General features: G+C 75.2%; 1 protein-coding gene and 2 pseudogenes. All 3 read left to right on the forward strand.

Annotated elements, in window-relative coordinates; genetic code table 11:
• Nucleotides 1-239: pseudogene (locus ABD352_RS57735) on the forward strand (acyl carrier protein); the annotation flags it as partial.
• Nucleotides 240-436: 197 nt separating this feature from the next.
• On the forward strand, nt 437-8,887 hold the full coding sequence (locus tag ABD352_RS28415; RefSeq protein ID WP_344615567.1) for a type I polyketide synthase: 8,451 nt from the start codon (nt 437-439) through the stop codon (nt 8,885-8,887).
• Between the two features lie 50 nt (nt 8,888-8,937).
• Nucleotides 8,938-13,153: pseudogene (locus tag ABD352_RS28420) on the forward strand (type I polyketide synthase); the annotation flags it as partial.

Genomic DNA, 13,153 nt, shown 5'->3' on the forward strand with positions numbered 1-13,153 from the left:
TCGCCACGGTGCTCGGCCACGCCGGGCCGGAGACGGTCCAGCCCAACCGCGGCTTCGTCGACCTCGGCTTCGACTCCCTCACCGCGGTCGAGCTGCGCAACCGGCTCGCCGCGGCGACCGGGTTCCGGCTGCCGGCCACGCTGGTCTTCGACTACCCGGACTCGACCGCGCTCGCCGGCTTCCTGCTGGCCCAGCTCGGCGACGCGGCGCCCGCCCCGGCGACCGACCCGGTGCTCGGCGAGCTCGAGCGGCTGGAGCGGGTGCTGGCCGCGCACGCGCCCGGGCGCGACGGGCGGATCGCGATCGCCAACCGGCTCAAGGCGCTGCTGTGGTCCGTCGAGGCCGCCGACGCCGAGCCCGCGCAGGACGCCACCGAGCTCACCGACGCCACCGACGACGAGATGTTCGACCTCATCGAGAAGGAACTCGGGCTGAAGTGACTACGCCGAATGAGGAGAAGCTGCGGGAGTACCTCAAACTCGTCACCGCCGACCTGCGCACCACCCGCGAACGGCTCGGCGCGGTGGAGGCCCGTGCCCGGGAACCGATCGCGATCGTCGGCCTGGCCTGCCGGTACCCCGGCGGCGTGACCTCCCCCGACGAGCTGTGGGAGCTGCTGGCCGCCGGCCGGGATGCCATCGGCCCGTTCCCGGCGGACCGCGGCTGGGACCTCGACGGCCTCTACGACCCGGACCCGGACCGGCCCGGCCGCTCCTACGTGCGCGAGGGCGGCTTCGTCGACGGCCTGGCCGACTTCGACGCCGACTTCTTCGGCATCTCGCCCCGCGAGGCCCTCGCCATGGACCCGCAGCAGCGGCTCACCCTGCAGGCGTCGTGGGAGGCGTTCGAGCGGGCCGGGATTGACCCGCAGTCCCTGCGCGGCAGCCGCACCGGCGTGTTCGTCGGCGCCACCCAGCCCGACTACCTCGACGGCGGCCGGGCCCCGCAGGAGGTCGAGGGGTACGTCCTGACCGGCAACGTCGCCAGCGTCACCTCGGGCCGGGTCGCCTACACCCTCGGCCTGGAGGGCCCGGCGCTGACCGTCGACACCGCGTGCTCCTCCTCCCTCGTGGCGCTGCACCTGGCCGTGCGGGCGCTGCGCAACGAAGAGTGCGACCTGGCCCTGGCCGGCGGGGTCACCGCGATGCCGACGCCGTGGCTGTTCGTCGAGTTCAGCCGGCAGCGCGGGCTGGCGCCGGACGGGCGCTGCAAGTCCTTCGCCGAGGGCGCCGACGGCACCGCCTGGGCCGAGGGCATCGGGATGCTGGTCGTCGAGCGGCTCGCCGACGCCCGGCGCAACGGCCACCGCGTGTTGGCCGTGGTCCGCGGCTCGGCCGTGAACTCCGACGGCGCCAGCAGCGGCCTCACCACCCCGAACGGCCCATCGCAGCAGCGGGTCATCCGGGCCGCGCTCGCCGACGCCGGGCTCTCCGGCCGGGAGGTCGACGCCGTCGAGGCGCACGGCACCGGCACCGCCCTCGGGGACCCCATCGAGGCGCAGGCGGTCATCGCGACGTACGGCCAGGACCGCCCTTCGCCCTTGTGGCTCGGCTCGATCAAGTCGAACCTGGGCCATACCGGTGCCGCGGCGGGCGTCGCCGGCGTCATCAAGATGGTTCTCGCGCTGCGCCACGGCGTCCTGCCCCGGTCGCTGCACATCGACGCCCCGACGCCCGACGTGGACTGGTCCGCGGGCGCCGTCGAGCTGCTGACCGAGTCCCGGCCGTGGTCCTCCGCCGACCGCCCGCGCCGGGCCGGCGTCTCCTCCTTCGGCATCTCCGGCACGAACGCCCACGTGATCCTGGAGCAGGCTCCGGTCTGGGCCGCGCCGGTTTCCGTGCAGGTGCTGCCGGTCGTGCCGCTGCTGGTCTCGGCTCGTACGGAGCGGGCGTTGGCCGCGCAGGTCGACCGCCTCAGAGGAGTCATGCCAGTGGCCGACGTGGCCTGGACGCTGGCGAAGGGTCGGGCGGCGTTGGAGCACCGGGCGGTGCTCCTGGGCGGCGCCGTGATCAAGGATGTCGTTCGTCCCGGCCGTTTGGGTTTCGTGTTCGGCGGCCAGGGCGCCCAGCGGCTCGGTATGGGTCGGGAGTTGCTTGAGGCGTTCCCGGTCTTCGCGCAGGCGTGGTCGGAAGTGTGTGCGGAGCTGGATCCGTCACTGCCGGAGGTGGTGTTCGGCGGCGACGAGGCCCAGCTGGCGAATACCTTCTACGCGCAGTGCGGCATTTTCGCCTTTGAAGTGGCCATGTTCCGGCTTCTGGAGTCGTGGGGTGTTCGCCCGGATGTCGTTGGTGGGCACTCGATCGGTGAGATCGCGGCTGCCCATGTCGCGGGGATTCTGTCGCTCAAAGATGCGTGTGCTCTGGTGTCGGCGCGGGGTCGGTTGATGGCCGCGCTGTCGCCGGGTGGGGTCATGGTTGCGGTTGCCGCTTCGGAGGAAGTGGTTGCGCCGTTGCTGGACGGCGACGTGGATCTGGCGGCGGTGAATGGTCCTGAGGCTGTGGTGCTGTCGGGGTCTGCTGATGCGGTGGATCGGGTGGTGGCGCAGTTGGGTGTGCGGACTCGGAGGTTGCGGGTTTCGCATGCGTTCCATTCGGTGTTGATGGAGCCGATGCTGCCCGTGTTCGCCGAGGTGGTTTCGACGCTGACGTTTTCGCAGCCGCAGGTTCCGGTGGTGTCGGAGGAGTGGACTTCTGGCGGGTATTGGGTGCGGCATGTGCGGGAGACGGTGCGGTTTGCCGAGAGTGTGGCGGCGATGGGGGCGGTCACGTTCCTGGAAGTGAGTCCTACCCCCGTGCTTACACCGGTGGTTGACGACTGCATTCCTGTGGTTCGTAAGGGGATTGCGGAACCGCTCGGGGTGATGGAAGCTGCCGCGCGGCTTTGGGCCCGCGGGGTTGGCGTCGAGTGGCCCATTGCCGAAGGGCGCTTGGTGGACCTGCCGACGTATCCGTTCCAGGGGGAGCGGTACTGGCTGGATCCGACGCCGGATCGCGCTCGTTCGCGGACGGCCGAGGCCGGGCATCGGGTCGCCTGGGCGCCGCTGGACGTACCGCCGGACGCCGAGGTAGGGGCCTGGCTCGTGCTGGTCCCGGCCGGCGTGGACCATGGCCTGGACATCACCGGGCCGGGCCTGCGGGCGCTGGTGGTCGACCCGGCCGGGCTCGACCGGGAGGCGCTGGCTGACCGGCTGCGCGAGGACGGCCCCTTCGCCGGCGTACTGTCGCTGCTCACCCTCGACCCGTCGGCGGGACTGCGGGCGACCCTGGCCGCCGCTCGCGCCGTCGCCGAGGCGGGGCCGGCCGCGCCGCTGTGGTGCGTGACCCGGGGCGCCGTGCGCGTCGACGAGTCCGATGCGGCGCCCGACCCGGACCAGGCGGTGGTGTGGGGGCTGGCCCTGGCGGCCGCGTCGGAGCAGCCGGCGGAGTGGGGCGGCGTCGTCGACCTGCCTGTCGAGGCCGACGCCGGCGCCTGGCGGCGCGTCCGCGCGGCGCTGGCCGCCGGCCTGGGCGAGGACCAGCTCGCCGTGCGCGCGGGTGGCGTGTTCGGCCGCCGCGTCGTGCCGGCCGGCGAACCGTGGGCGCCCGGAGGCACCGTGCACGTCTTCGGCGCCGGGCCGGTGGACGACGTCGCCGCCCGGCTGGAGGCGGCCGGGGCGACCCTCGTGCCCGAGCCGGACGCCGAGACCATCGTCCACGTCGGCCTCGCGGCCGAGCCGGCGCTGCTGGCCGACGGCGACGTCGAGGCCCTGATCGCGGCGCGGCTCGCCGAGGTCCGCGCCGTGGCCGACCGGGCCGAGCGGCACGGGCGGCGACTCGTCTTCGTCACCGCCGCGGCGGGGCTATGGGGCGCGCCTGGGCAGGGTCCCGCGGCCGCGGCCGCCGCCTACACCGCGGCCCTGGCCGACGGGCTGCGGTCCCGGGGCCTGCCGGTGCTCGACGTACCCTGGGGCGCCGCGCCTGAGGCCGCCGCCACCGTCGCGGACGAGGCGCCGGGAGCGTTCGCCGCCGCCCTCGCCGGGCTGAGCGCGGGGGAGCGGCACCGGGCGGCGCTCGCGGTCGTGGCCGAGCACGTGGCGGCCGTCCTCGGGCACCGCGACGGGCGGGCGATCGAGCCCGGGCGGGCCTTCAAGGACCTCGGCTTCGACTCGATGACCGCCGTCGAGCTGCGGCGGCGGTTGTCCGCGGCGACCGGGCTCGCGCTGCCCAACACGCTGGTCTTCGACCACCCGACGCCCGACGCGGTGGTCCGGATGCTGCTCGCCGAGGTGAGCGGGGAGGCCGCCGACGCCGTCGAGACCGCCGCGCCGGTCGCCGGCGACCCCATCGCCATCGTCGGCATGGCCTGCCGCTACCCGGGCGGCGTGACCGGCCCGGACGACCTGTGGGACCTGGTCGCCGCCGGGCGCGACGTGATCTCGCCGTTCCCGGTCAACCGCGGCTGGGACCTCGACGACCTGCGCGGGCGCTCGCAGTCGCAGGAGGGCGGCTTCCTGCACGACGCCGGGGACTTCGACGCCGCCGCCTTCGGCATCTCGCCGCGCGAGGCCCTCGCCATGGACCCGCAGCAGCGGCTGGTGCTGGAGGCGGCCTGGGAGGTCCTCGAGCACGCCGGGATCGACCCGACCTCGGTGCGCGGCGGGCGGACCGGCGTGTTCGTCGGCGCCACCCAGCCCGACTACGTCGGCGGGGACGTGCCGGACGAGATCGAGGGGCACTACCTGACCGGCAATCTCACCAGCGTGGTGTCGGGGCGGGTGGCGTACGCCTTCGGCCTGGAAGGTCCCACCCTGACCGTCGACACCGCGTGCTCGTCCTCGCTCGTGGCGCTGCACCTCGCCGGCCAGGCGCTGCGGGCCGGCGAGTGCTCCCTCGCCATCGCCGGCGGCGTCACCGTGATGCCGACGCCGAAGGTGTTCGTGGAGTTCAGCCGCCAGGGCGGGCTGGCGCCGGACGGGCGCTGCAAGTCGTTCGCCGACGGCGCCGACGGCACCAGCTGGTCCGAGGGCGTCGGCCTGGTGCTGCTGGAGCGCCTGTCGGACGCCCGGCGCAACGGCCGCCGCATCCTGGCCTTGGTCCGCGGCTCGGCCGTGAACTCCGACGGCGCCTCCAACGGTCTCACCGCCCCGAACGGCCCGTCCCAGCAGCGGGTGATCCGGGCCGCGCTGGCCGCCGCCGGGTTCGCACCGTCCGATGTGGACGCCGTCGAGGCCCACGGCACCGGAACCGCCCTCGGCGACCCGATCGAGGCCCAGGCGCTCCTCGCGACCTACGGGCAGGGGCGCGCCGAGCCGCTGTGGCTCGGCTCCATCAAGTCGAACATCGGCCACACCTCGGGCGCCGCCGGCGTCGCCGGGGTCATCAAGATGATCGAGGCGATGCGGCACGGCGTCCTGCCCCGCACCCTGCACGTCGGGCGACCGACGCCCGCCGTGGACTGGTCCGCCGGGGCCGTCGAGCTGCTGACCGATCCCCGCCCGTGGCCCGCGGCCGAACGACCGCGCCGGGCCGGCGTCTCCGCCTTCGGCGTCAGCGGCACCAACGCCCACGTGATCCTGGAGCAAGCACCTCCGACGCAACCCAAGCCCTCCGCGCCGGCGACCCCGATCGTGCCGCTGCTGGTCTCGGCCCGCACCGAGCGGGCGCTGTCCGCGCAGGTCGACCGCCTGGAGGCGTTCCTCTCCGACGACGTGCCAATGGCCGACGTGGCCTGGGCGCTGGCGAAGGGCCGGGCGGCGCTGGAGCACCGGGCCGTGCTCCTGGACGGCGTCACGATCAAGGATGTCGTCCGGCCCGGTCGTCTGGGTTTCGTGTTCGGCGGCCAGGGCGCGCAGCGCCTGGGCATGGGCCGCGAACTGATCGAGGCGTTCCCGGTGTTCGCGCAGGCGTGGTCGGAGGTGTGTGCGGAGCTGGATCCGTCGTTGCCGGAGGTGGTGTTCGGCGGCGACGAGGCCCAGTTGGCGAATACCTTCTATGCGCAGTGCGGCATCTTCGCGTTCGAAGTAGCTATGTTCCGGCTGCTGGAGTCGTGGGGTGTCCGCCCGGACGTGGTGGGTGGGCATTCGATTGGTGAGATCGCGGCCGCGCATGTCGCGGGGATTCTGTCGCTGAAAGACGCGTGTGCTCTGGTGTCGGCGCGGGGTCGGTTGATGGCCGCGCTGCCGCCGGGTGGGGTCATGGTTGCGGTTGCCGCCTCGGAGGAAATCGTTGCGCCGTTGCTGGACGGCGAAGTGGATCTCGCGGCGGTGAACGGTCCTGAGGCCGTCGTGCTGTCCGGTGCCGCCGAGGCGGTCGAGCGGGTCGTTGCGCAGCTCGACGTGCGGACGAGGAGGTTGCAGGTTTCGCATGCGTTCCATTCGGTGTTGATGGAGCCGATGCTGCCCGCGTTCGCCGAGGTGGTTTCGAAGCTGACGTTTTCCCAGCCGGTGATTCCGGTGGCGTCAGAGGAATGGACTTCTGCCCGGTATTGGGTGCGGCATGTGCGGGAGACGGTGCGGTTTGCCGAGAGTGTGGCGGCGATGGGGGCGGTCACGTTCCTGGAAGTGAGTCCAACGCCGGTGCTGACTCCGGTGGTTGAGGACTGCATTCCGGTCATCCGCAAACACGCGGCCGAGCCGTTTGGGGTGATGGAGGCGGCCGCGCGGCTTTGGGTGCGCGGGGTTGGCGTTGAGTGGCCCATTGCCGAGGGGCGGTGGGTGGATCTGCCCACGTATGCGTTCCAGCGCGAGCACTACTGGCTGACCGGCGCCCGTCGCGGCGGCGAGCCGGACGCGGCCACCGAGCGCTTCTGGGCGGCCGTCGAGGGTGAGGACCTCGACGCCCTGGCCGCCACCGTCGCCGGGGACGGCGGCGGGCAGGAGGCCCTGCGGGTCGCGCTGCCGCTGCTCGCCGGATGGCGGCGCGGCCACCGGGCCCAGGCCGGGATCGATGCGCTGCGCTACCGGGTCGCGTGGCAGCCGCGGGCCTTCGCCGGCGCCCCGACCGGCCGCTGGCTGATCGTGGCGCCCGCCGACGAGGCGTGGACGCCGGCCGTCGCCGAGGCGCTCGCCGGGGCCGAGGTCCGCACGTGCGTGGTCGGCCGCTCCGACCTCGACCGCGCGCGGCTGGCCGGGCTCCTGGGCGACCCGGCCGGGCTGACCGGCGTGGTCTCCCTGCTCGCCCTCGACGAGCGGCCGCACCCGGACCACCCGGGGGCGAGCGCCGGGCTGGCCGGCACGGCGCTGCTCGTCCAGGCCCTCGGCGACCTCGGCGCCACCGCGCCCCTGTGGTGCCTCACGAGCGGCGCGGTGAGCCTGCCCGTCGACGGCCCCGCGGTCCGCCCGGTCCAGGCCCAGGCGTGGGGTCTGGGCCGCGTCGCCGCGCTGGAGCACCCCAACCGCTGGGGCGGCCTCGTCGACCTCCCGGACGAGCCCGACGCCGCGTCCGTCGCACTGCTCGGCGCCGTCATCGCCGACCCGGTGGCCGGCGGCGGCGAGGACCAGGTCGCCATCCGCGCGGCCGGTGCCTTCGTCCGCCGCCTCGTGCATGCCGCCGCTGGCGCGCCGACCGGCGGCGAGCCCTGGCGGCCCGGCCCCGGCACCGTGCTCGTCACCGGCGGCACCGGCGCACTCGGCGCGACGCTGGCCCGCTGGCTGTCCGCCAACGGCGCCGAGCACCTGCTGCTCGCCGGGCGCCGCGGCCCGGACGCGCCGGGGCTGGCCGCGCTCGCCGAGGAACTGGGCGCGGCCGGCACCCGGGTCGAGGCGGCCGCCTGCGACGCCGGCGACCGCGAGGCGGTGCGGGCGCTGCTCGCCGGCATTCCGGCCGACCGGCCGCTGACCGCCGTGTTCCACCTGGCCGGCGTGGCCCACGACGACCCGGTCGACGCCATCACCGCCGGGCACCTGGAGAGCGTGCTGCTGCCCAAGGCGGCCGCGGCCGACCACCTGCACGAGCTGACCGCCGGGGAGAACCTCACCGCCTTCGTCCTGTTCTCCTCCAGCGCCGGGGTGTGGGGCAGCGGCAACCAGGGCGCGTACGCCGCCGCCAACGCGCACCTGGACGCGCTGGCCGAGGCCCGGCGCGCGCAGGGCCGGCCGGCCACCGCTGTCGCCTGGGGGCCTTGGCGCGGCGCGGGCATGATGTCCGACGCCGCGGTCGCCGAGCACATGCGCCGCCGCGGCCTCGACGCCATCGAGCCGGCGACCGCCCTCGCGGCGCTGCGGCAGGCACTCGACGGGGGCGAGCCCGGCCCGACGGTGGCCCGGGTCGAGTGGGGGCTGTTCGCCCAGACCTTCGCCGCAATGCGGCCCAGCCCACTGCTGGACGACCTGCCCGAGGCGCGGCAGGCGCTCGCCGCGCAGCCCGGGGACGAGCCGGCGGGCGACGGCGGGCGGGCCGAGGAGCTGCTGCGCCAGCTCGCCGGCCTGGGCGACCCGGAGCGCCTCGACACGCTGGAGCGGCTGGTCTGCCGGGAGGCGGCGCTGGTGCTCGGCCACCGCACCGGGGGCGCCATCGACCCCGCCACCCCGTTCAAGGACCTCGGCTTCGACTCGCTCACCGGCGTGGACCTGCGCAACCGGGTCGGCGCCGCGACCGGGCTCAAGCTGCCGACGACCATCGTCTTCGACCGGCCCAACCCACGGGCCTTCGCCGCCGACCTGCACGACCGCCTCGGCGGCGACCGGCCCTCGGACGCCACCGTGCTCGCCGACCTCGACCACATCGACGCGACCCTCGGGCGGCTGGACCTCGCCGCGGCGGCCCGGCGCAAGGTCGCGGGCCGGCTGCGGGTGCTGCTGGCGAAGGTGGGCGACGTGGACGTACCGCAGCAGCGTTCCCACACCGAAATCGAGTCGGCCGGCGCCGACGAGATCTTCGCGCTGATCCGGGAGGAGTTCGGCAAGTCATGACGGACAACACGAGGGAAGCGCAGCTGCTCGAGAACCTCAAGTGGGTGACCGCCGAGCTCCGCGACGCCCGCGCGCGGCTCGCCGCCGCCGAGGCGGCCGGCCACGAGGCCATCGCCGTCGTCGCCATGGCCTGCCGCTACCCGGGCGGCGTCGACTCGCCGGAGGCGCTGTGGGCCCTGGTCCGCGACGGCCGCGACGTCATCGGGCCGTTCCCGCCGGACCGCGGCTGGCCGGCCGACCTGTACGACCCGGACCCCGACCGGCTCGGGCGCTCCTACGTGCGCGAGGGTGGGTTCCTCGACGACGCCGCCGGCTTCGACGCGGCCTTCTTCGGCATCTCGCCCCGCGAGGCCCTCGCGATGGACCCGCAGCAGCGGCTGCTGCTGGAGGTCGCCTGGGAGGCGCTGGAGCGGGCCGGCATCGTCCCCGCGGACCTGCGCGGCAGCGACACGGGCGTCTTCGTCGGCGGCACCTATTCCGGGTACGGCGCCGATCCCGGCCTGGACGCCCGCGACATCGAGGGCCACCTGCTCACGGGAACGGTACCGGCCGTCGCCGCCGGTCGCCTGTCGTACACGTTCGGGTTCGAAGGACCGGCGCTGACCGTCGACACCATGTGCTCCTCCTCGCTCGTCGCGCTGCACCTGGCCGCCCAGTCGCTGCGCCAGCGCGAGTGCGCCCTCGCCCTGGCCGGCGGGGCTCAGGTCATGGCCATCCCCGACGCCTACATCGAGTTCAGCCGCCAGCGCGGCCTGGCCCCCGACGCGCGGATCAAGGCCTTCGCCGAGGCCGCCGACGGCACCGCCTGGTCGGAGGGCGCCGGCCTGCTGGTCCTGGAGCGGCTGTCCGACGCCCAGCGGCTCGGCCATCCGGTGCTCGCCGTGCTGCGTGGGAGCGCGGTCAACTGCGACGGCGCCTCCAACGGCCTGACCGCGCCCAACGGCCCGTCCCAGCAGCGGGTCATCGAGCAGGCGCTGGTCCGGGCCCGGCTGAGCGCCGGCCAGGTCGACGCCGTCGAGGCCCACGGCACCGGCACCACCCTCGGCGACCCGATCGAGGCCCAGGCCCTGCAGCTCGTCTACGGCCAGGGCCGCCCGGCCCACCGCCCGCTGTGGCTCGGCTCGGTCAAGTCCAACCTGGGCCACACCGCGGCCGCGGCCGGCGTGGCCGGGGTCATCAAGATGGTCGAGGCGATGCGCCACGGCGTCCTGCCGCGGACGCTGCACGTCGACGCGCCCTCGTCGCACGTGGACTGGTCGGCCGGCGCCGTGCGGCTGCTGACCGAGCGCCGGCCGTGGCCGCGCACCGACGAGCCGCGCCGGGCGGGCGTCTCCGCCTTCGGCGCCAGCGGCACCAACGCCCACGTGATCCTGGAAGAGGTACCACAGGAGCCGGACGCCCCGTCGCAGCACCAGGGGGCGGTGCCGCTGGTGCTGTCGGCCCGATCGGTCGGCGCGCTGAGCGCGGCGGCGAACCGCCTGGCCACGCGCCTGGCCGATGACGCGGGGCCGGGCCTGCTGGACGTGGCGGCGTCGCTGGCGACCGGCCGAGCGGCGCTGGAGCACCGGGCGGTCGTGGTGGCCGCCGACCGCGCCGAGGCATTGGCCGGCCTGCGGGCGCTGGGTGCCGGGGCCGCCGCCCCGAACCTGTTGGAGGGCTTCGCGGACGCGAATCGGCGCGCGGTCTTCGTCTTCCCGGGCCAGGGCTCGCAGTGGGTGGGCATGGCGACCGAGCTGCTGTCTTCGTCGCCGGTGTTCGCCGAGTGCGAACGGGCCTTGGCCCCGCTGGTCGACTGGTCGTTGCGGGATGCGTTGACCGACCCGGAGTTGCTGGAGCGGGTCGATGTGGTGCAGCCGGTCTTGTGGGCGGTCATGGTGTCGTTGGCCGCGTTGTGGGAGTCCTACGGCGTGACCCCGGCGGCGGTGATCGGTCATTCGCAGGGTGAGATCGCCGCGGCGGTGGTTGCCGGTGGGCTGTCCATTGTGGATGGCGCGCGGGTGGTGGTGCTGCGGTCGAAGGCTTTGCGGGCGATTGCCGGTCGCGGTGGGATGGTGTCGGTCGCGGCGCCGGTGGATCGGGTGCGTGAGCTGATCGGTGACCGGTTGTCGGTTGCGGCGGTCAATGGTCCGTCGGCGACGGTGGTGGCTGGTCCGGTTGAGGCGTTGGACGAGTTCGTGGCTTCCTGCGGTGAGGACGTTCGGGTGCGCCGGATCCCGGTGGATTATGCGTCGCACACCCCGCATGTCGAGGAGTTGCGTGAGCAGATTTTGGCCGATCTCGAAGGCCTGAACCCGATATCTGGGCGGGTTCCGTTCATATCCGCCGTGACGGGCGGGGTGCTGGATATGTCGCAGTTGGATGGGACATATTGGTACACGAATCTTCGGCAGCCGGTGCGGTTTGACGATGCGGTGAATACCGCGCGGGGGCTTGGGCTTGACGGGTTCGTCGAGTGCAGCGCGCATCCGGTGCTGGCGCTCGGGGTGGGGACTCTGCGCCGGGATGACGGCGGGTTGCGGCGACTCGTCACCTCGCTGGGGGAGGCGTGGGCGCAGGGGATCGGGGTCGACTTCGGGCTCGGCGGTGGGCGTCGGGTGGACCTGCCGACGTACCCGTTCCAGCGGGAGCGGTACTGGCTCACGCCCGACGCCGTCCCCGCCGACCCGCTGCGCTACGACGTGGCCTGGCTGCCCGTCGACACCAACGACGAGCCCGTGCGCGGCGCCTGGCTGGTCGCCGCCCCCGAGGGCGATCCCGTCGCCGAGCTGTGCGCGCGGGCCCTAGCCGGGCGCGGGGCGGCCGTGCGGCGGGCGCGGGTCGAACACGTGGCCGAGGAGCTGGGCGACGCGGCCGGTGTGCTCGTGGCCGCCGCCGATGCCGTGGACGTCGCCGGACTGGTCAAGGCGCTGGCCGAGCGGGGCGCCGAGGTGCCGGTGTGGTGTGTGACGCGGGGGGCCGTACCGCTGAGCGCCTCCGACCCCGACATCAGCCCGACGCAGGCGCAGGTGTGGGGGCTCGGCCGGGTCGTCGCCCGGGAACACCCGCGGCTGTGGGGCGGCGTCATCGACCTGCCCGCCGTGCTCGACGAGAAGGCCGGGGACCGGCTGGCCGGCGTCCTGGCCGACCCGGGCGCCGAGGACGAGGTCGCCGTCCGGGCCACCGGCACCTACGGCCGCCGCCTGGTCCGGGCCGGCGGGCCCGGCGCCGCGGCCGAGCCCTGGCGGACCTCCGGCACCGCGCTCGTCACCGGCGGCGGACCACTCGACCCGCTGGTCGCCCGCTGGCTGGTGGCCGCCGGCGCCGAACACCTCGTGCTCACCGGGCCGGTCGCCCGGGGGCTCATCGACGAGATCACCGCCGACGGCGTGACGGTCTCGCTCACCGGCGCCGACCTCGCCGACGGGGAGGAGACCGCCGGGCTGCTGGCCGAGCTGGCCGCCGCCGGCCGCCCGGTCCGCTCGGTCGTGCGCACCCCCGCGCCCGTGCCGCTGGCCGCGCTGGCCGGGTCCGACGCCGACGGCCTGACCCGGGCGATCGAGGCGAAGACGGCCGCGGTACGGCAGCTCGACCGCCTCCTCGACGAGCGCCTGGACGCCTTCGTCGTGTTCTGCTCCGCGGCCGGCGTGTGGGGCAGTCCCGAGCACGCGGCCCACGCCGCCGCCGAGGCCGAGCTGGAGGCGCTCATCCACCGGCGGCGGGCGCGCGGCGCCGGCGGCACCGCGGTGAGCTGGGGCATGTGGGACGTGCCGGCGGCCGCCGACCGGGGCGAGCGCGCCGAGCAGGCCCGTCGGCACGGCCTGCCGCTGCTGGACCCCGGCACCGCGCTGGCCGCCCTGCGGCGGCTGCTGGCCGAGGACGCGCCGTCCGCCGTCGTCGCCGACGTCGACTGGTCCCGGTTCGCCGACCTCTTCGGCGCCGCCCGGCCGACCCGCCTGTTCGAGCGGCTCGCCGGGCCCGGCCGGACGGCCGGCCCCGCGGTCGCGCCGGGCGACGAGGGCGCCGGGGCGCAGCTGCGCCAGCGCCTGGCCGGCCGGTCCGCGACCGAGCGCGCCGAGATCGTGCTGCGGCTGGTCCGCGAGCAGGTGGCGGCGGTGCTCGGGCACGCCGGGCCGGAGTCGGTCGAGCCCGGCAAGGCGCTCAAGGAGCTGGGCTTCGACTCGCTCACCGCCGTCGCCCTGCGCAACCGGCTCATCGCCGCCACCGGGCTGGCGCTGCCGACCACGCTCGTCTTCGACCACCCGACCACCGCCGCCCTGGCCGAGCTGG

Origin of the sequence: Dactylosporangium salmoneum (assembly GCF_039532525.1) — a bacterium.
Classification (GTDB): Bacteria; Actinomycetota; Actinomycetes; order Mycobacteriales; family Micromonosporaceae; genus Dactylosporangium; species Dactylosporangium salmoneum.